The 19,853-nt window shown below is 35.5% G+C and carries 15 protein-coding genes and 4 pseudogenes; 10 read left to right on the top strand and 9 right to left on the bottom strand.

The features are described 5' to 3' along the window. Window positions 1-19: 19 nt before the first annotated feature. Complete coding sequence (locus AAGD95_RS03900; RefSeq protein WP_341818260.1) at window positions 20-1,624, bottom strand: CTP synthase; 1,605 nt, start codon at window positions 1,622-1,624, stop codon at window positions 20-22. Next, window positions 1,624-1,944 carry a preprotein translocase subunit SecG gene (gene secG, locus AAGD95_RS03895; RefSeq protein ID WP_265025560.1) on the bottom strand — a complete coding sequence of 107 codons (321 nt, stop codon included), beginning with the start codon at window positions 1,942-1,944 and terminating at the stop codon, window positions 1,624-1,626. The genes AAGD95_RS03900 and secG overlap by 1 nt, the downstream gene beginning before the upstream one ends. A 144-nt stretch (window positions 1,945-2,088) precedes the next feature. Here secG and AAGD95_RS03890 point away from each other — a divergent pair, with 144 nt between their 5' ends. Further along, window positions 2,089-2,604, top strand: coding sequence for a gamma carbonic anhydrase family protein (locus AAGD95_RS03890; RefSeq protein ID WP_341818259.1), 516 nt, complete (start codon window positions 2,089-2,091; stop codon window positions 2,602-2,604). A 45-nt stretch (window positions 2,605-2,649) separates the two neighbouring features. On the opposite strand, the gene AAGD95_RS03885 is transcribed toward AAGD95_RS03890, so the two are convergent. Then, window positions 2,650-3,759, bottom strand: coding sequence for a hypothetical protein (locus AAGD95_RS03885; RefSeq protein WP_341818258.1), 1,110 nt, complete (start codon window positions 3,757-3,759; stop codon window positions 2,650-2,652). A 254-nt stretch (window positions 3,760-4,013) separates the two neighbouring features. On the opposite strand from AAGD95_RS03885, the gene AAGD95_RS03880 reads away from it, so the two are divergent. From AAGD95_RS03880 to AAGD95_RS03865, 4 genes and pseudogenes are all read left to right on the top strand, one after another. Then, window positions 4,014-6,590, top strand: coding sequence for a valine--tRNA ligase (locus AAGD95_RS03880; protein ID WP_341818257.1), 2,577 nt, complete (start codon window positions 4,014-4,016; stop codon window positions 6,588-6,590). 73 nt (window positions 6,591-6,663) lie between these two features. After that, window positions 6,664-8,124, top strand: coding sequence for a hypothetical protein (locus tag AAGD95_RS03875; protein WP_341818256.1), 1,461 nt, complete (start codon window positions 6,664-6,666; stop codon window positions 8,122-8,124). A 124-nt stretch (window positions 8,125-8,248) separates the two neighbouring features. Next, window positions 8,249-8,605, top strand: coding sequence for a hypothetical protein (locus AAGD95_RS03870; RefSeq protein WP_341818255.1), 357 nt, complete (start codon window positions 8,249-8,251; stop codon window positions 8,603-8,605). An 84-nt stretch (window positions 8,606-8,689) separates the two neighbouring features. Continuing rightward, window positions 8,690-9,540: pseudogene (locus tag AAGD95_RS03865) on the top strand (IS982 family transposase). A 164-nt stretch (window positions 9,541-9,704) separates the two neighbouring features. Here AAGD95_RS03865 and AAGD95_RS03860 read toward each other — a convergent pair. Then, a pseudogene (locus AAGD95_RS03860) lies at window positions 9,705-9,881 on the bottom strand (DUF2460 domain-containing protein); the annotation flags it as partial. Window positions 9,882-10,072: 191 nt separating this feature from the next. Next, window positions 10,073-10,831 (bottom strand): DsbA family protein, encoded by a 759-nt coding sequence (locus AAGD95_RS03855; protein WP_341818254.1) that lies wholly within the window; start codon window positions 10,829-10,831, stop codon window positions 10,073-10,075. A gap of 263 nt (window positions 10,832-11,094) precedes the next feature. Between AAGD95_RS03855 and AAGD95_RS03850 the strand changes: the two genes are divergently transcribed. From AAGD95_RS03850 to AAGD95_RS03840, 3 genes are all read left to right on the top strand, one after another. After that, on the top strand, window positions 11,095-11,247 hold the full coding sequence (locus AAGD95_RS03850; RefSeq protein ID WP_341818253.1) for a hypothetical protein: 153 nt from the start codon (window positions 11,095-11,097) through the stop codon (window positions 11,245-11,247). 10 nt (window positions 11,248-11,257) lie between these two features. Continuing rightward, window positions 11,258-12,265, top strand: coding sequence for a Fic family protein (locus tag AAGD95_RS03845; protein WP_341818252.1), 1,008 nt, complete (start codon window positions 11,258-11,260; stop codon window positions 12,263-12,265). Between the two features lie 167 nt (window positions 12,266-12,432). After that, entirely contained in the window at window positions 12,433-13,911 is a 1,479-nt protein-coding gene (locus AAGD95_RS03840) for a UbiD family decarboxylase (RefSeq protein ID WP_341818251.1), read from the top strand. Between the two features lie 186 nt (window positions 13,912-14,097). Here AAGD95_RS03840 and AAGD95_RS03835 read toward each other — a convergent pair. Continuing rightward, window positions 14,098-14,334 (bottom strand): annotated as a pseudogene (locus tag AAGD95_RS03835) (transposase); the annotation flags it as partial. A gap of 66 nt (window positions 14,335-14,400) precedes the next feature. Between AAGD95_RS03835 and AAGD95_RS03830 the strand changes: the two are divergent. Next, a pseudogene (locus tag AAGD95_RS03830) lies at window positions 14,401-15,284 on the top strand (IS982 family transposase). 473 nt (window positions 15,285-15,757) lie between these two features. Then, a complete protein-coding gene (dnaG, locus tag AAGD95_RS03825) occupies window positions 15,758-17,506 on the top strand; it encodes a DNA primase (protein ID WP_265034867.1) in 1,749 nt (582 codons plus the stop codon). Window positions 17,507-17,592: 86 nt separating this feature from the next. Here the strand turns inward: dnaG and AAGD95_RS03820 are convergent, their stop codons facing one another. The 3 genes from AAGD95_RS03820 to ybeY all read right to left on the bottom strand — a co-directional run bounded on the left by AAGD95_RS03820 (window position 17,593) and on the right by ybeY (window position 19,853). Beyond that, a complete protein-coding gene (locus AAGD95_RS03820) occupies window positions 17,593-18,444 on the bottom strand; it encodes an IS982 family transposase (RefSeq protein WP_410542089.1) in 852 nt (283 codons plus the stop codon). 84 nt (window positions 18,445-18,528) lie between these two features. Then, a complete protein-coding gene (locus AAGD95_RS03815) occupies window positions 18,529-19,314 on the bottom strand; it encodes a succinate dehydrogenase iron-sulfur subunit (RefSeq protein ID WP_341818250.1) in 786 nt (261 codons plus the stop codon). Between the two features lie 86 nt (window positions 19,315-19,400). Further along, window positions 19,401-19,853, bottom strand: coding sequence for an rRNA maturation RNase YbeY (gene ybeY / locus AAGD95_RS03810; RefSeq protein ID WP_264374001.1), 453 nt, complete (start codon window positions 19,851-19,853; stop codon window positions 19,401-19,403).

The following is a 19,853-nucleotide window of genomic DNA, read 5'->3' as shown; positions in this document are numbered from 1 at the left end:
ATACTTAAACACTAGGCACTTATTTCTTATCAATTGCTGCTTTAACGAACGACACGAAAAGAGGATGAGGAGAAAACGGCTTTGATTGAAATTCTGGATGAAACTGCACACCAATAAACCACGGATGACTCTCTAACTCCACTGCCTCTATGCACGTTCCATCTTCTGATATGCCACTGCATAGCAGCCCATTTTTTTCCAAATCATCTTTATAATCTGAATTGATTATGTATCTATGCCTGTGTCTTTCTGAAATAGTAGTGTTACTATATGCATCCATCATTTTAGAGTTTGCATTTATATTACATTTGTATGCCCCAAGTCTCATGGTTCCACCAAGATCGTCATCTTGATCGCCAGCTAACTTAACGATTGGATGTTTACAGTTATGAAATTCTTCAGAGTGTGCATCTTCAAGCTTAACAACATTACGAGCAAACTCAATAATTGCAAGCTGCATACCAAGGCAAATTCCGAAAAATGGGATATTATTTGTACGGGCATAATTTATTGCTAATATTTTACCCTCTACTCCGTCATCACCAAACCCCCCTGGGACAAGGATTGCATGAGAATTCTGTAATTTTTCTTCTATAAGCTTCTCATTTTTAGGTTTTTCTTCCTTTTCTCTTGAGTTAACCCAATTTATCCTTACTTTGACTTTATTACTAATTGCACCATGATTTAATGCTTCAACTAGTGATTTATACGCATCAGGGCATTCGGTATATTTCCCTACTATAGACACAGTAACTTCCTGTGTTGGGTGCCTTATAGAGTGCACTATTTGATCCCATTCAATCAAGCTTGGTTTTGGCTTACTTAAATGAAAGTGCTCCAAAATTTGCGTATCAAGCCCACATTGGCTATACAACACCGGTAACTCATATATATGACTCACATCAGGAGCAGGTATCACATTGGATAAAGAAACATTGCAAAGCTTAGCTATTTTCTCTCTTTGATTATCGAAAATTTCTTTCTCACTGCGGCATAATATAATATCTGGTTGTAACCCCACGGAATTTAACTCTCGAACTGAATGCTGCGTTGGTTTTGTCTTTAATTCTTGCGCTGCGGTAAGATATGGTATTAAAGTTAAGTGAATCAGGATAACTCTTTGTTTTCCTAATGTGTAGTTAACTTGGCGTATAGCCTCCAAAAATGGTTGGCTTTCAATGTCACCTACAGTTCCGCCTATTTCACATATTACAAAATCTAAACCTTCCGTACCATTAAAAATGAACGATTTGATCAAATCTGTCACATGAGGAATGACTTGCACAGTTTTGCCCAGATAATCACCACGCCTCTCTTTCTTCAATAACTCATGATATATCTTACCAGTTGTTATATTGTCATCTTTTGTTGCTTTAATTCCAGTAAAACGCTCGTAATGCCCAAGATCCAAATCAGTTTCAGCACCATCCTCGGTAACAAATACCTCTCCGTGCTGAGTTGGGTTCATTGTCCCAGGATCAATGTTGAGATACGGGTCAAGTTTTCTGATACGGATCTTAAAACCGTGAGCTTGAAGAAGCGCACCAACGCTTGAAGCAACTAAGCCTTTACCAAGCGATGACACAACTCCACCTGTGACAAAGATAAATTTAGCTTCCTTCATTAATTTTCAAATGGAACAGAAGTAGATTCACTTTCTTGCTTTTTTTCTAATATAATTTTCTCTACGATCGATTTTTTATGTACGTCTTTTGAACATAATCCTGACAATAGCAATGTGTTTATAATAAATAATCCAGCAACAATAGCCGTTATTCTGCTGAGCGGGTTTTCAGAAGATTTCACCGGAATCATCGAATTGACCCCTTGTTGTGTATTACTAAAACCACTTAATGAACTACTCCCAGGTGGCTGCAAGAGCACTAAAATTACTAACACAACAACCAATATTATTTGAAATATACTTAATACCGCTACTGACATTATAGATAGGGCTGAAAATAAAAATCTTAGCAGTACAAAGTACGTAAGTCAAGAACATCTGTCACCCAAATAACTTGAAATCTAAGTATGTATTTACTGCTTACCTTATTTTGATTAACATATGCATAAGACTTTGGGCTTAATATGTATCACATTTTAAAATACAAAAATTATGAACCAAAAATAGACGAAAGTGCTTTCATCGCAGGTGGTTCGCATATCATAGGCAAGGTTGAAATAGGAAGAGATGCAAGCATCTGGTTTAATTGTGTAATCAGAGGAGACGTTGGATCAATAAAAATAGGTGATGGAACAAATATTCAAGATGGAACGGTAATTCATGTGGATAGAAACCCAGGTGGTGACACAACTATTGGCAGTATGGTAACAGTGGGACATTTTTGTATGTTGCACGCATGCACGGTGCATGATAAAGCGTTTATTGGTATGGGCTCTACCGTGATGGACCATGCAGTTGTGGAGCCTGAAGCTATGGTAGCTGCTGGCTCACTAGTGACACACGGAAAAGTGATAAAAAGTGGGGAAATATGGGCTGGCAGGACAGCAAAATTCTTCAAAAAAATGTCAAATGAAGAAATTAAACATATCGCGCAGTCGGCACAAAACTATATTATGTTAATGAAGGAATATAAAAATTGAAGTTTGCGTCAAGTGTTTTACTTGACGCGTATGGCTCAACCCTTGTTACTTCCCTTTATTATTCCCATCTACTTCTTGTGCTTTCGCCCCATCTACTTGAGTACTAGGTAATGCTGCATATGTAATACCACCGGCTACAAGAGCAGATGTTACTGCTATACCAATCATTACTAACATATCTAACCTAACTGTACGTTCAAGTGCAGTAAATGCTATCAGTCCAGCAGCAAGACCCATACCAACAGTAGCAGTGTACCGTGCTCCATTGCCTTGTTTTGGTTGCTCAGTTGTTTTGTTTTTAGCTTCTAATTCTTTATTTTCCTTCTCTAACTGATGAACTCGAGAAGTTTTAGTTTTTAAGTCGTTCTTTAGTTTTTCAACTTCAGCATTTGGTTGGTTTATTTCAGCTTCTAAATCTTTTATTTTCTCGTCTTTATCTTTTAACTGAGCAGCATCTGGTCGGTTGCTTAACTGTGCTTCTAGTGCATTTATTTCATCTTTTAATTCTTTTACAAAATGTTTAGATATGTTTACCTTAACCTCATTCTCACTAAGACCCAACAGATCTTTTATCTCTTGTAGTTGAGGACTATCATATGTACCATTGTTATCGCATTCGAAATGACATGTGCCATTGCTCGCAATTGAACTTGCACACACGGTTACAATACTATTATTCGTTTGTTCTCCTTGAGGATACAAACCAGTAATATGTATTCGTTTATCATTTAGCGTAAAACTCGCAAAGAACTCCCGATCAATTACGTTGTTATCCCCATCTATGTTTTTGTACTTTCTAAATTTTTCAAGATCATTCTCTCCTATAGTAAGCTCTACTTTATTATCGATAATCTGTATTGTACCATTAATCTCTTTAGACACAGGACCTGATGGCGTGCTACTGCTTGTAGGATGGTGCCTATCTAACAACTCCTTCATATCATTAGGACTTTCTTCTCTCGAGTCAACATATATATCATCACTAACTAAAGAAGCTCGACTACCAGCTAAAGAACCTTGTAACGGCTGCTCTGTTTCTAATTCAATAGAGTTTTTATTTATAGCTTCTGCTTGATCAGATGTTATATCAGTTGGTAAGATTAGTTCAGGTGAAGAACTCCGATTTTCATTTGAATTCAACATATTAAACCTCAATATAAATTGACATTACATAATACCTTTAGAACCTAAGGTCAAGTAATATTTTATTATAGCATAGAAAATTTATGTTCGTAAACAAAAAATTTTGGCGTAAAATTGCCGTAATTGTGCTATAGCTAAAGTAATTTAGGTTTACCGACTATCGTCATCCCGCTACTTGTTAGCGGGATCTATGCTAAGAGATACCGCGGCGGTATGACGTAGGGCTGCGCTAGCTATAGTTTAAAGCTTAAAATTGAGAAATATTTATGTTAAAAGAAAAATACGGCTTTAAAGAAATTGAAGACAAATGCAACATATTATGGGAAGGCAGTAAAGTTTATAAATGGAATGGTGAAAAGGATAACACTTTCACTATAGACACGCCTCCACCGACAATATCGGGAAAACTCCATATCGGCCATATATTTAGCTATTGCCACACGGACTTTATTGCAAGGTTTCAGCGCATGCTGGGGAAAGATGTGTTTTACCCAATTGGGTTTGATGATAACGGGCTTCCCACTGAAAGATTGGTTGAACAAACCTATAAAACCCGTGCAAAAGAAGTTGGCAGAGAAAAATTTATAGAGATGTGTCATGAAGTTATTGAGAAGTCAAAGCAAGAATTTAAGGAACTATTTAAATCGGTCGGCATTAGTTATGACTGGGATTTGGAATATCACACGATCAGCAAGGAAACTGTGACGCTTTCACAGATGTCGTTTATTGATCTATATAATAAAGGGTATGCATATAGAAAAATGCAGCCCATCCTTTGGGACCCGGTTGATAAAACAGCAATTGCGCAAGCAGAAATAGAAGATAAAGTTTTTGAGTCATCCTTAAACACGATAGTTTTCTCTACTGAAGAAAATGAGCAGATCAATATTGCAACTACGCGACCTGAATTACTTCCAGCATGTGTTGCAGTTTTTTGTCATCCAGAGGATACGCGCTACACTCATCTGATCGGAAAAACAGCCGTAGTGCCAATAACAAAGGAAAAAGTTCCAATAATAGCTGATGATAAGGTTAAAATAGATAAAGGCACCGGGCTTGTTATGTGCTGTACGTTTGGTGATGAGCTCGACATATATTGGCAGCAAAAGCATAATCTACCGATGAAAATTATCATCGATCAGGATGGGAGAATAAGCCTTTATGATGTCATTCCAGTGCTTGACACTGGAATCCAGGAAAAAGAGCCAATACCAGCGATGAAAGAGGAAGATATCATGTCAGCGTATGGTCAGAAAAAAGAAGAATGGATCCCAGTGTCAAGCTACTCGGATGACACCGAAGGGGCTACTGGGATGACAGACGATATACTAAATGAAATAAATGGACTAAAGGTTAAAGAAGCAAGAAAGAGGATGATCGAAATCCTGAGTAGAAAAGGACTTTTGATAGAAAGCACTAATATTTCTCACTCTGTTAAGTGCGCAGAAAGATCTGGTACACCACTTGAGATATTACCTACTTATCAATGGTTTATCAAGATTTTAGAGCAAAAAGCTCAAGTATTAGATAAAGTAAAAGAATGCAATTGGCATCCAGCTACTATGCGTAAACGTATGGAAGTGTGGATAGAAGGGCTAAATTGGGACTGGTGCATTTCAAGGCAGCGCTATTTTGGTGTGCCATTTCCAGCGTGGTATTCCAAATGTAAGGGAGAAGAAGGTAAAATTATTCTAGCTGAAATAAAGGCCCTACCTATAGATCCATCGAAAGATTTACCAAAAGGGTATAGCAAAGAAGAGGTTATTCCAGATCAAGATGTAATGGATACCTGGGCCACAAGTTCAATTACTCCTCAACTGAGTGCACTGGCAGTAAACAGTGAGTTTAGCTTACCAAATCATCGCTATAATACAATATTTCCTGCAGATCTGCGCAGCCAGAGCCATGAGATAATAAGAACTTGGGCTTTTTATACTATTTTAAAGGCATATTATCATGCAAATTCTTTACCTTGGAAAAACATTATGATCAGCGGTTGGTGTTTAGCCGATGATAAGAAAAAGATGAGTAAATCAAAAGGTAACATCATCACTCCTCATGTAATACTTGAAACTTATGGAGCTGATGTAGTGCGCTATTGGGCAGCGAACTCAAGGCTTGGAGTTGATACAGTCTACTCTAAAAATATATTCAAAATTGGCAAGCGCCTAGTTACAAAACTTTGGAACGCTAGCAAGTTTGTTTCCATGTTCATGGAAAAGCATCAAGTGATGAGCATAAATTCTGCTCACGAGACAATGGATAAGTGGATATTGTCTAAGTTATACAAAGTTATAGAAAGAGCAATGAATAACCTATTACAGTTTGAATACTGCGAAGCTTTGGGCGTAATAGAGGAATTTTTTTGGAAAGATTTTTGTGATAACTACTTGGAATTAGTAAAAAAACGTGCGTACGGAAGCAGTTTAAGTGCGAAACAAAGCTTGGCGTATGTGTTAAATGTTATTTTGCGGTTATTTGCACCTTTTCTGCCATATATTACAGAAGAGATATACCACCAGTTGTATAGTTATAATTCTGTACACAATCAAAGTAATTGGCCGAGCAAAGAAGAACTTATCTATGATAAATATTCAGAGGAAATGGGAGATAATGTTATTCAGATATTAAACATTATCAGAAAGATGAAGGCAGATAATAATGTATCAGTTAAGCATCTGATAAAAAAGTTGATGATAAAAGCGAGCATACAAGAGGATAAGTTGGATCAATCTGCACAGGATGATTTGCAAGCAGTGTGCAATGCGGAAACGATAGAGTGGATGCAGTCTGAACTTGAAACTGGAGACAGAAAATACATAGTGAATATAGATTTATACTGATTGTTATAGCTTTACTTCCTTTGATATCCATGCTATTATAATCATTATTGGTTGTGAGGGAATAATGAGGGATTTGTATAGTAAAACCAATGCACCATATCTTATAGCTGGTGCTTTTGCTACTTTGGTATTACTTGCATCTGGGACACTTGCTGTTGCTCCTTATGTTGAGTTCTTGTCTTCAGTTGCAGCCTTTAATGTAGCTCTTCCTGTTGCCTTGAGTTTGTCTATACTTTCTGTTTTGGTGCTTGCACTTTCATGTAAAATGATTAAGAAAATAGAGGTTGAGAAAAATAAATTTGCTGAAAAAGAGCAAAAGCTGGCTAACGTAAAACAACAATTTGAGAGTAAGGTACAAGAGTTAAATAATAAAGGTAATCAAATCCGAGAATTAAAGGATAAAATAGGTGCTCTTAATAATAAGAACAAAGATTTACACGATGAAAATACAGAATTGAGTGCAAAAGTAAAAGGTCAGTTAAAACATAAGGAGGAGATGCTTTCTCTTGAATACCAAGAGTTACATGATGAAAATACGAAACTAAATGAAAAAAAAGGTAATTTACAAGGTGAATTATGTGAGATGAAGAACAAACTGAGCAACTTAGAACATGAATACAATGACTTACTTTGTAAATTAAAAGAGAAGGTTTCTTCTCTAAATCATCAATTAACTATGTTAGAAAAAGAAAAGATACAATTAGAAACAGAATTAAGAAAAAAAGTAGAAGAATTAGTAGTGCAGTTAAGAATAAAAAGTGATGAAGCTTCCTCTCTGAAGGAGGAATTAAAGAAAAGAGAAAAAGAATTAAGTAACGACATAAAAGAATTAGAGAAGAAGTTATACCAGTTGGAAAGGGAAAAGAAAAGATTAGAAGGTGAAGTTAGTTATGAGCGTCAAGAGCACACTCGTTTTAAAAATGAAGTTGACAAATTAAGTACAAAGGAGAAAAAGCACTTATCTAAAATTGAGGAGCTGGAAAAGGAATTATTATCTTTAAAAGCAGACGAGGAAGAACTTGTTAATCAATCAATAAACGTTAAGGATGATTACAAGAAAAATGTAAATAAATTTGAAGAAAAAAAGAGAGAATATGTAACGAAAACAGTATTTACTGTACTCAGTGTAGTGAAAGAAAGAGTAGAGCAAGGACTTTTTAATTTAGAAGAACAAGACATGCAAGATACAGACCGTATACAAGAAGCAGTTGATGAATTTATGCAACCTATATATGAAAAGTTAGGTATAAATAATCAACTAGATATAAGTAGTGAACATTCATCAGAATTTAAAGGAACAGGTGAAAATAAGCTCGCTAATGGACTAACTTTCCCGAAACCACTTTCTCCTCACACATCCACACCAAGAAGATATCTTAGAAAATCTCTATCTCCTAAAAAGGAAGATGAGGATGAGAATAAAGAAAATTCAGAGCAACTAAATCACGAAAGTCTTGATACAAATATAAACAGCCCTCATTCATCGCCTTTTAAAGATACAACAAATAATTCCTATCACACCTTAAAGATGTAAGTGCAGGAACCTCCACAGATAAGAGAATCTTAACAAATATATACAAGACTGCTTTGTGTATGGAGGAGGGGTAATGAGCAATTTGTTTAACAAAGCTAACACATTTTATTTTATAGCTAGTTCCTTGACGTTACTTACATCTTTAGCGCTTATTGTAACTTCTAATGTACCTCTTCCTCTAATTCTTGCTTTAGCTGCATTATCTGTTTTGGTGCTTACACTTTCGTATAAAATAATTAGCAATAATAAGAAACTGGAAGTTGAGAGAAATAAATTCGCTCAGAAAGAGCAAGAGTTAGAAAATAAAATAACTCTGGCAAAAGAAGCTGCAAACAAAGAAGTGGAAAAATTAAAGAATCAATCACGTGAATTAACTCGAGAAAAGCAAAATTTAGACAAGAGAGCAAAAAAATTGAATCAGAAAGTAAATGAGTTAGAAGTTGAGAGAGAATCTCTTCTTAAAACGCGAATTCTGGATTAAAGGAGAATAGAAAAGGCAAGAAAACAGGGTAAACTCAGCAGTTATAAAAAAACAGATGAGGTTAACCATGGAAGATATAACAAACTGTTTTGTTTGGTCGATGATTTTTGCAGAGATATAGAGAAAAATTTTGCAGGTAAACTACTGCCAAATGGTAAAAAACCCACAAGAACAACGGAAATTGAGCACTCCGAAATCATGACAATAATCCTGCTATATCAACAATCTCCGTGTAAAAATTTCAAAACTTTCTATCTACATTACCTAACGTTGCTCTACAAATCAGAGTTTCCAAAGTTGCCTTCATATACCAGGTTTGTTGCTCTAAAGCCTAGGGTTTTGTGGCATTTAGCAATGTTGTTGCATTGGCTTTGTGGACAGTCAGAAAACACTGGAATTTCATATATAGACACAACTCCCATTGCAGTTTGTCATGCAAAAAGAATATCCAAAACAAAGTTTTTGCTGGAATTGCAAAATTAAGCAAGAGTACTTACGGCTGGTTTTTTGGTTTCAAATTACATATGGTAATCAATGAAAATGGTGAAATTCATTCACTTACGCTAACAAAAGGCAATGTTGATGATAGGATACCTGTGCCAAATCTGACGGAAAAATTAACCGGCCTTTTGTTTGGTGACAAAGGTTATATTGCAAAAGAGCTTTTTCAGAAGCTGTTTGACCGAGGTTTGAAACTTGTTACCAAGGTGAAAAAAGGTATGAAAAATGCATTGATTTCGCTAAATGAGAAGATTTTACTGAGAAAAAGGTCTATCATTGAGACTGTTTTTGGTTACCTAAAAAATAGACTAGAAATTGAACACACTCGCCATAGATCCCCTGTTAATTTTTTGGTTCATATCTTTTCTACTCTCATTTCCTATTCCATCAAATCCAAAAAGCCTTCTATTTCCTATACTTTCTTCCTTCCTTAATCCAGAATTCGCGTTTTTACTACTGCCATTCCAGATTCCACTGCTGAAATCACTCTTTCCCTTAGCTCATATTGATATGGTGATGCCATCTATTACCTCTCTTTTGGTTTTTTCTACTCTACCATATCTCTACACCTTTGTCTCTACCTTTATGCATTAAGCTATAGCTGCTTGTTTGATCTGACCCCGTAAGCTATGTTGTATCTAGTGCGTGCATGAGACCAATTGATGTTGCGCTGTTCACAACCATTGTGAGTTGTTACAACGTCAGTAGAAAATTCCGGTCCTCCAGTGGAACCATAAGATATATTTTCTGGAAATCTAATTTCTGTGAATGACATATGTCCTCCTGTGAAAGTAAAATAGTTTGGTTGAAGAAAATGTTGTAATTTGAAAGCGTTTCACATAGCAAATGAGGCCATGGAAAGTGGATGAGACCACTGAGTTAAACTGCTGTTATACCCACAATTACTGTACTCAGGTCCATTTGAGTTGTCAAGCAAAAAAAATAAAATTTTATGGCAAATTGCAACTAGCCTTGCTTGTGACTTAATTCATCTACTTTTTTGCGTAATACATTCAAATCAGTTGCTCCTACAAACAGACTATCCCCCATTATTAAAAAAGGTGTACCACCTACTCCCAAATCTCTTACTAGGAGCTTACTGCCATTTATCATTTGCTCAATTTTGTCCGCGTTATCTTTTATGGAATTATTAAAGTCTTCCTCATCAATCCCTATGCCTTTCACTATATCCAATATGCTTTCGTCTGAAAATCCTCCTTTGTGACTTAAAGCAGAATAGTGAAAGTCGAAATATTTTTCTTTATCAATAAAGTAAACAGCTAAAGCGCTTTTTGCTGCCCTTAAAGAGTCATTACCAAGTATTGGAGCATCCCTAAAGATATACTTAATTTTACCGTCGTTAATTAACTGCTTTATATCATTCTTCATAGCTTTGCAATATCCACAAGAATAGTCAAAGAAGCCTGCAGCTACAACACTACTATTTTCATTTCCTGAGTAAGGATAAGCGGAGTCGAATATTTCATTTTTGTACTGTAAAATTTTACCTTTAGTCGCGTTATCTCGAGCAGCGTAACTACTTTTAATCGACTCCTCTTTGAGAGTTTTTACGATCTTATCAAAATTTCTGCTTATATAATTATCTAATTTCTCACCTATATAATCATCGTTTAGCGTTTGGCTGCGATTTGAAAGCCAATTATTTATTATCGGCAAGCTTGCTATTGCTATTATTAAAATCAATAAAAACGATACCCTAGACATACAATTTATTTAAAAACCTACAACATAAAACTTTTAGTACACATTTACCTGTATATTAAAAGAAGCATCTAATGTTAATATATAAAAACATTTATATCAAGTGTATTTTATAACCAGTTTTGCCTCAAATGCAAACTTTAACAATAAAAACTAAGCGCAAAACTAATCAGAAAATTTAAGATGCAAACAGCAAAAGCGCGCGGAGCATAGATTTAAGTTGTTTCCGCTGTGTATAATTTCAACAAACTCCGCGGAATAAACATATGAACGAGCCAATAATTGGTAGAGAAAAAGAAATAGCTATTCTACAAGACGAACTTCTTTCTCAATCAGCCGAATTTATTGCTGTTTATGGTTGGCGTTGTGTGAATGTTGCATTATCTGCATTTTATCAGCATAATATAGAAGTAATGTAATGCAGATATTATGCCGATGCCAAATTATACGATTACTTCTAAAATTGCTAGTTCTCTTATAAGGATTGAAGCAGCAAAAGAAAAAGTGTTACATTTGCCGCTCACTGTATCAATGCTTTCGTCTCTTCGTGAAACTGCACGGCTTTATACCACACACTATTCTACTATGATTGAAGGAAATCGACTTGAGCCTAAGCAGATTGAAGAGGTTTTAAGTGGTAAAAGCCACTTTCCAAAATATAGTAGAGATGAAAATGAGGTTAAAGGATATTATGCAGCTTTAACCCAAGTTGAACAATGGGCAGCGAGAACGATCCCTATTACTGAGAAAGCCATTCAAACGCTTCATGCTCTAGTAATGGCAAGTGGAAAATCTAAAGTGAAGCCAACCTCTTATCGTGATGGTCAAAACGTTATTCGTGATAGCCGTACACGTGCAATAATTTATATGCCACCTGAAGCAAAGGATGTACCAAAGCTCATGAGCAGTATGATTGATTGGATTCGTGACAGTGAACAAGTGCCTTACCCAATTATTGCAGGTATTGCTCATTATCAATTTGTAACAATTCACCCTTACTATGATGGTAACGGTCGTACTGCAAGATTGTTGACTACATTAATTTTACACCTTGGTGGGTATGACCTAAAAGGACTTTATTCATTGGAAGAATATTATGCTAAGAATCTAGGAGCGTATTATGAAGCAATCAGTATAGGTCCATCGCACAACTATTACATGGGACGAGCTGAAGCAGATATTACCAGGTGGGTGGAGTATTTCGTAGAAGGTATGGCAAATTCATTTGAGAACGTTTTACAACGTATAAATGAAGAAGAATACCACACTGATCAGACTGATCTTATACGTAAGCTTGATCCTAAACAACGCAAAGCTCTTGAGCTCTTCCAGGAGTTTTCCGCTATTACAGCTAGTCAGGTTGGCGAACTATTTAATTTTAAGCCTCGCACCAGTGCGCAACTTTGTAAAAAGTGGGTGGAAATGGGGTTTATCTAGATTGTAGATTTTTCCAATAGAGGAAGGAAATACAAACTTAGTAGGCAATATGAGGATTTGATTTCAAATTAACTGAAAGCTCGCTAGACAGGAAAGCAGTGCATAGATCAAATTTCAATAAAGTGCTTGGAAACTCAATGTAAACTTAAAATTTTAAAAACTGGAATATGTACAACAACTTACGCAACTTCATCAAAGCCTTAGAAGAAAAAAAAGATCTGATTAGGATTAAGGAGGAAGTTTCAACAGTTCTTGAAATGACAGAAATTCACCGTAGGGTTTTGTCAAACGAAGGGCCAGCGATCATTTTTGAAAATGTTGTCACAGAAAACGGCAAAAGTGCGATTCCTGTTTTGGTGAATTTATTTGGTACTATTAAGAGGATTGCATTGGGGTTGAACATAAATCCTGATGAACTAAGAGATCTTGGTAAACTTTTAGCATTTTTGCAATCTCCTGAACCACCGAAAAACTTTAAGGATGCTATAAAAATGTTTCCTCTATTAAAAGTCGTGTTATCGATGCGAAGCAAAGTCGTGAGCAAGGCTCCATGTCAAGAGGTAGTGCTAACCGGAGATGAAGTGGACCTAAGTCTACTGCCCATTCAAACATGCTGGCCAAATGAACCTGCACCACTTATCACCTGGCCGATTGTGGTAACAAAAGGACCCACGAAAGATAAACAAGATAATTTCAATCTTGGAATATATCGTATGCAGGTCATAGATAAAAAAACGACTCTAATGCGCTGGCTTGCACATCGTGGTGGTGCAGGTCACCATAAACGATGGAAAGAGAAGGAACAAAATATGAAATTTCCTGCTGCTGCTGTGATCGGTAGTGATCCTGCAACGATTATTGCTGCAGTAACCCCGGTGCCAGAAACATTGTCAGAATACCAATTTGCTGGACTACTGCGAAAGAAGCCGCTTGAGCTTGTAAATTGTAAGACTATTCCACTTCAAGTGCCAGCTCACGCGGAAATCGTTCTGGAAGGCTATGTGAGTTTGGATAGATATCAAGACGAAGGGTCATACGGAGACCACACTGGCTACTATAATTCTGTTGAGCAATTTCCAGAATTTAATATTACTGCAATTACTATGCGCAAAAATCCAATTTATCTCAGCACTTTCACTGGCAAGCCACCTGATGAACCATCAATTCTTGGTGAAGCACTCAATGAAATTTTTGTGCCTATTCTTATCAATCAATTTCCAGAGATAGTGGATTTTTATCTACCACCAGAAGGTTGTTCATATAGAATAGCGGTGGTATCGATAAAAAAGTCTTATCCAGGACACGCAAAAAGAATTGTTATGGGCATACTTTCTTTTCTCAAGCAGTTTTTATACACGAAGTTTATTATCGTTGTTGATGATGATATAAATGTACGTGATTGGAAGGAAGTGATGTGGGCAATATCAACGAGAATGGACCCTGTGCGTGATACAATCATGATAGAAAATGCACCTATTGATTATTTAGACTTTGCTTCCCCTGAAAGTGGCCTTGGAGGTAAAATGGGATTTGATGCGACAAATAAAATCCCGCCTGAAACCAAACGAGAGTGGGGAAAGAAAATTGAGATGAGTGAGGAAATAGTAAGAAAAGTTACGGAAAAGTGGGAAGAATATATGGACTAGACTTCTTGCATAAAAGCAGAAAAAAGTTTGGCGTTTTTTGTAATACCGCGATTGTATCCGTTCAGCAGAGTGGTTTAAGAAACGGTAGATAGGAGATTGTGGAAAGGCCCTTTGTTTCCATGTTAAGTATAACGAAATTATCCGTTCAAGTTCCCCGCTTCGATTGGGTAAAACGCGAATTCTGGATTAAGGAAGGAAGAAAGTATAGGAAATAGAAGGCTTTTTGGATTTGATGGAATAGGAAATGAGAGTAGAAAAGATATGAACCAAAAAATTAACAGGGGATCTATGGCGAGTGTGTTCAATTTCTAGTCTATTTTTTAGGTAACCAAAAACAGTCTCAATGATAGACCTTTTTCTCAGTAAAATCTTCTCATTTAGCGAAATCAATGCATTTTTCATACCTTTTTTCACCTTGGTAACGCGAATTCTGGATTAAAGGAGAATAGAAAAGGCAAGAAAACAGGGTAAACTCAGCAGTTATAAAAAATAGATGAGGTTAACCATGGAAGATATAACAAACTGTTTTGTTTGGTCGATGATTTTTGCAGAGATATAGAGAAAAATTTTGCAGGTAAACTACTGCCAAATGGTAAAAAACCCACAAGAACAACGGAAATTGAGCACTCCGAAATCATGACAATAATCCTGCTATATCAACAATCTCCGTGTAAAAATTTCAAAACTTTCTATCTACATTACCTAACGTTGCTCTACAAATCAGAGTTTCCAAAGTTGCCTTCATATACCAGGTTTGTTGCTCTAAAGCCTAGGGTTTTGTGGCATTTAGCAATGTTGTTGCATTGGCTTTGTGGACAGTCAGAAAACACTGGAATTTCATATATAGACACAACTCCCATTGCAGTTTGTCATGCAAAAAGAATATCCAAAACAAAGTTTTTGCTGGAATTGCAAAATTAAGCAAGAGTACTTACGGCTGGTTTTTTGGTTTCAAATTACATATGGTAATCAATGAAAATGGTGAAATTCATTCACTTACGCTAACAAAAGGCAATGTTGATGATAGGATACCTGTGCCAAATCTGACGGAAAAATTAACCGGCCTTTTGTTTGGTGACAAAGGTTATATTGCAAAAGAGCTTTTTCAGAAGCTGTTTGACCGAGGTTTGAAACTTGTTACCAAGGTGAAAAAAGGTATGAAAAATGCATTGATTTCGCTAAATGAGAAGATTTTACTGAGAAAAAGGTCTATCATTGAGACTGTTTTTGGTTACCTAAAAAATAGACTAGAAATTGAACACACTCGCCATAGATCCCCTGTTAATTTTTTGGTTCATATCTTTTCTACTCTCATTTCCTATTCCATCAAATCCAAAAAGCCTTCTATTTCCTATACTTTCTTCCTTCCTTAATCCAGAATTCGCGTTTACAAGGGATAGAAGAAGAGAAAAAAAAGGTAGTTGATCAGAAGGCAGTAGAAAAAGGAATAAGTCTTATTATAAATAGTATAAAGAATTTTTATTCTAGTGTAAAATCGAACCTGGAACAGCTAGATTGGCAAACTAAGCGCGGCATTATTAAAGCATTAATAGGACAAATTAACATTGGTCGTGATCAGGTAGAAGTAGGATTTCAGATCGAAGAACCAGAGCAGGATGGGGGAATTCTTAATTTGTATCATTGTACTACATATCATGATAAGGGGGCTGGTGAAGGGTGTCAAGTAAGTTTTTTGTTTCTGTGGGCTACCTGGATGACAGGATTGCTCTTGAATTTGTATAGCTACATTGTCGGTAAATCTAAATTGCTTTAGTTATAGAAATAAATTTCGAGTCAGATGTGTATAAATTCTATATAATTTTTATCCTACTACTAATTTAATAAGATGGATCACATAGATATTATAAAATCAAAATTATTATTATCTGAAATAGTAGGTAAAAAAGTCAGGCTAATAAAAAGAGGAGATAGTTTTGTTGGGCTCTGTCCATTTCATAACGAAAAAACCCCATCTTTTTCGGTAAGTAATACTAAAGGGTTGTATTACTGTTTTGGTTGCTTAGCTAGTGGTGACGCATTTGAATTTATTTCACAAACTGAAGGATTAAGCTTTAAAGAAGCATTGGAAAGATTAGCACAAGTTACAGGTGTTGAGTTACCTAAAAACCTTAATGTTACCAAAGAAGACAATAAACTATTTTCAACACTAAGCTTAGCTGCAAATTGGTTTGCACAAAAAAATCAGGGCGTTGTAGATTATTTAAAGCAGCGCAAGATTTTACCTGAAATCATAGATAAATTTAAGATAGGTTATGCACCAAGCTCTGGTTTGAAAGAGTATTTAAACTCTTCAGGTATTGAAGACAAAATTTTAATTGATATTGGATTAGTAAACAAAAATTTTCATGATTATTTTTATGACCGGCTGATATTTCCTATATACAACATTGCAGGAAGAGTTATTGGTTTTGGCGGACGTGCGCTGAGTTCTGAGCAACAGCCGAAATATTTAAATAGCCCAGAGAGTCAGCTCTTCAAGAAGAGGGAGAATTTATACGGATTAAACTTTGCTTTAAGCGAAATACGTAAAAAACAGCACATATTTGTTGTTGAAGGATATATGGACACTATAGCGCTACATCAAGCGGGAATTAGTAATGCAGTTGCTCCACTTGGTACCGCAATTTCTGCAGAACAGATAAAAAATCTATGGAGATTTGCTAAAGAAATCTCCATCTGTATGGATGGCGATAGTGCTGGACGTCATGCTGCTACCCGAGTTGCAGAACTTGCTCTGCCAATATTAGAGCCTGGATACACGTTAAAGTTTGTGACTTTGCCGAGTAATAAAGATCCATACGATATATGTAACGAACTGGAATACAAGAAAGAAGACGTATTGACTGCTCTTGACCATTCAACAAAACTGCATTCTGAATATTTATGGCATCACATAATCGATAGCAATTTGCAAAATTATGAAAAACTTGCTCCGGAAAAATATTCAATTCTTGAGCACAAGTTCATGGAATATGTAAATACTATTAGCAACAGCAGTATTAGAAGGTATTACAGAGATTATTTTTACAATAAGGCTAGTGAACTAAGAAGTAGCTTCAAAAAACAGATTTTTAATAGTAAAGCTAGAGCAACAAAAGGTGAGTATCTTCATAGCAAATCTCCAGAGCTAATTGAAGCAGAGCAAAATCAGGCCGTAATTTTACGTATAGCCGTAGAATTTCCTGAAATCTTGAATCGTCCTATATTTTTTGAGCAATTTTCTCATTTTGAATTTACTAATGAGATGAAAAGATTACAACAGCGTATAATTGATGTAATAAGTAACAAAAGCAAACTTGGTAAAGAGGCTTTGTTACAAGAATTGAAACAGTTTAACGTTATAAAGTATGTATTTGAAAAAACTAGCATACTAAGTAGCCAACTGAACGAGAGAAAATCTGCAGAAATTGTGTGGAATAATATAGTGTTACTAAAAGAATTAAATGCATTACGAAAAGAAAGAACCGAAGCGAGGCTGAGCGGTAATCTTGACTTAGAAGAAAGGTTGATAGAACAAATAAAGCAAATAGAAAGTAGTATACAAGAAATGCAAATGAAGTTTATTGAAAAGTAGACTGCTACAGTTAATTATTTTTAGATTGTTTGTCATTCTGCTGCTTTTTAACGGAATTTATACTCCCTCTTAACGCGAATTCTGGATTAAGGAAGGAAGAAAGTATAGGAAATAGAAGGCTTTTTGGATTTGATGGAATAGGAAATGAGAGTAGAAAAGATATGAACCAAAAAATTAACAGGGGATCTATGGCGAGTGTGTTCAATTTCTAGTCTATTTTTTAGGTAACCAAAAACAGTCTCAATGATAGACCTTTTTCTCAGTAAAATCTTCTCATTTAGCGAAATCAATGCATTTTTCATACCTTTTTTCACCTTGGTAACAAGTTTCAAACCTCGGTCAAACAGCTTCTGAAAAAGCTCTTTTGCAATATAACCTTTGTCACCAAACAAAAGGCCGGTTAATTTTTCCGTCAGATTTGGCACAGGTATCCTATCATCAACATTGCCTTTTGTTAGCGTAAGTGAATGAATTTCACCATTTTCATTGATTACCATATGTAATTTGAAACCAAAAAACCAGCCGTAAGTACTCTTGCTTAATTTTGCAATTCCAGCAAAAACTTTGTTTTTGGATATTCTTTTTGCATGACAAACTGCAATGGGAGTTGTGTCTATATATGAAATTCCAGTGTTTTCTGACTGTCCACAAAGCCAATGCAACAACATTGCTAAATGCCACAAAACCCTAGGCTTTAGAGCAACAAACCTGGTATATGAAGGCAACTTTGGAAACTCTGATTTGTAGAGCAACGTTAGGTAATGTAGATAGAAAGTTTTGAAATTTTTACACGGAGATTGTTGATATAGCAGGATTATTGTCATGATTTCGGAGTGCTCAATTTCCATTGTTCTTGTGGGTTTTTTACCATTTGGCAGTAGTTTACCTGCAAAATTTTTCTCTATATCTCTGCAAAAATCATCGACCAAACAAAACAGTTTGTTATATCTTCCATGGTTAACCTCATCTGTTTTTTTATAACTGCTGAGTTTACCCTGTTTTCTTGCCTTTTCTATTCTCCTTTAATCCAGAATTCGCGTTATCAGCTGTTTTACTTTCGCTATTGCTCTTGCTGGATTAAGTCCTTTAGGACAAGTTTTTGTGCAATTCATTATTGTATGACAACGATACAACTTGAATGGGTCGTTTAAAACATCAAGTCTTTCACCTGTCTTATTATCACGGCTGTCAGCAATCCATCTGTAGGCTTGTAATAGTATTGCTGGTCCTAAAAATTTATCACTATTCCACCAGTAGCTTGGACAACCAGTTGAACAGCAAGCACATAATATACAGTCGGACAAGCCATCTAATTTTTTTCTATCTTTAGGAGATTGAGAGTATTCTTTATTTGGTAGGGCAGGCTTATCTGCTTGTAACCAAGGTTTAATTGATTTGTATTGCTCATAAAATTGGCTCAAGTCCGAGACTAGGTCCTTTATCACATACATGTGAGGTAATGGATATATTTTTACGTCACCTTTTATATCGTGTATAGATCTAGTACATGCAAGAGTATTGGTTCCGTCAATATTCATGGCACAAGATCCACATATGCCTTCTCTACAAGAACGTCTGAAAGTTAAAGTCGAATCTATTTCATCCTTTATTTTTATTAATGCATCAAGTACCATAGGGCCACAACTATCCATATCAATAAAAAATGTGTCTATTCTAGGGTTTTTCTCGTCATCAGCAGACCAACGGTAAATTTGAAATCTTCTGATGTTTTTTGCTCTAGCAGGAATAGGATAAATTTTGCCCTTTTGATTAATTTTAGAATTCTTTGGCAAAGAAAACTGAACCATATCACTTACCTTTTATTGTTTATAGCTAAAACCGTTTGTAGATAACATATTTTATTATCATCTACTATATTTTTATTAAATTCCTTTTAAATCGCACACATATTGTAGCCAAGCGAAGCTAAAATCTCTCTTTCTAGATTTTTCATTATAATTTCTTCATCTTTTTTTTGGTGATCATAACCAAGTAAATGCAGTAATCCATGCACTAACATGTGTGCAATGTGAGCAAGAATGGGTATACAATACTCATGCGATTCTCTTTTTATTGTGTCTATTGAAATTGCTATGTCTCCTAAATCGCACTCATTAGACAATTGTTCATACGGAAATGATAGTACGTTAGTTGGCTTATCCATTTCTCTAAATTTTAAATTAAGTTGATGTAGCAAGTCATCATCAGCCAGAGCTATTGATATATTTGGTTTATAGTGGTCTATTTTTAATTCTTTTAGAGAAGCATTGATGACACCTAATACAAAATTTTTAGGATTTTCTATAATGCTGCACCATTTCTTGTCAAGAATATTTACTTCTAACAT

It is taken from the genome of Wolbachia endosymbiont (group B) of Ennomos erosarius (assembly GCF_964026905.1).
Classification (GTDB): Bacteria; Pseudomonadota; Alphaproteobacteria; order Rickettsiales; family Anaplasmataceae; genus Wolbachia.
Note: the sequence above shows the minus strand (reverse complement) of the source record. Positions and strands in the feature narration are given on the sequence as shown.

Excerpts from the sequence above, each read along its gene's own strand:
- AAGD95_RS03855 (WP_341818254.1), bottom strand. The coding sequence starts at position 10,831 with ATGTCTAGGGTATCGTTTTTATTGATTTTAATAATAGCAATAGCAAGC.
- AAGD95_RS03850 (WP_341818253.1), top strand. The coding sequence starts at position 11,095 with ATGAACGAGCCAATAATTGGTAGAGAAAAAGAAATAGCTATTCTACAA.
- AAGD95_RS03880 (WP_341818257.1), top strand. The coding sequence starts at position 4,014 with ATGTTAAAAGAAAAATACGGCTTTAAAGAAATTGAAGACAAATGCAAC.
- secG (WP_265025560.1), bottom strand. The coding sequence starts at position 1,944 with ATGTCAGTAGCGGTATTAAGTATATTTCAAATAATATTGGTTGTTGTG.
- AAGD95_RS03815 (WP_341818250.1), bottom strand. The coding sequence starts at position 19,314 with ATGGTTCAGTTTTCTTTGCCAAAGAATTCTAAAATTAATCAAAAGGGC.
- AAGD95_RS03890 (WP_341818259.1), top strand. The coding sequence starts at position 2,089 with ATGTATCACATTTTAAAATACAAAAATTATGAACCAAAAATAGACGAA.
- dnaG (WP_265034867.1), top strand. The coding sequence starts at position 15,758 with ATGGATCACATAGATATTATAAAATCAAAATTATTATTATCTGAAATA.
- ybeY (WP_264374001.1), bottom strand. The coding sequence starts at position 19,853 with ATGTTAGAAGTAAATATTCTTGACAAGAAATGGTGCAGCATTATAGAA.
- AAGD95_RS03840 (WP_341818251.1), top strand. The coding sequence starts at position 12,433 with ATGTACAACAACTTACGCAACTTCATCAAAGCCTTAGAAGAAAAAAAA.
- AAGD95_RS03845 (WP_341818252.1), top strand. The coding sequence starts at position 11,258 with ATGCCGATGCCAAATTATACGATTACTTCTAAAATTGCTAGTTCTCTT.
- AAGD95_RS03900 (WP_341818260.1), bottom strand. The coding sequence starts at position 1,624 with ATGAAGGAAGCTAAATTTATCTTTGTCACAGGTGGAGTTGTGTCATCG.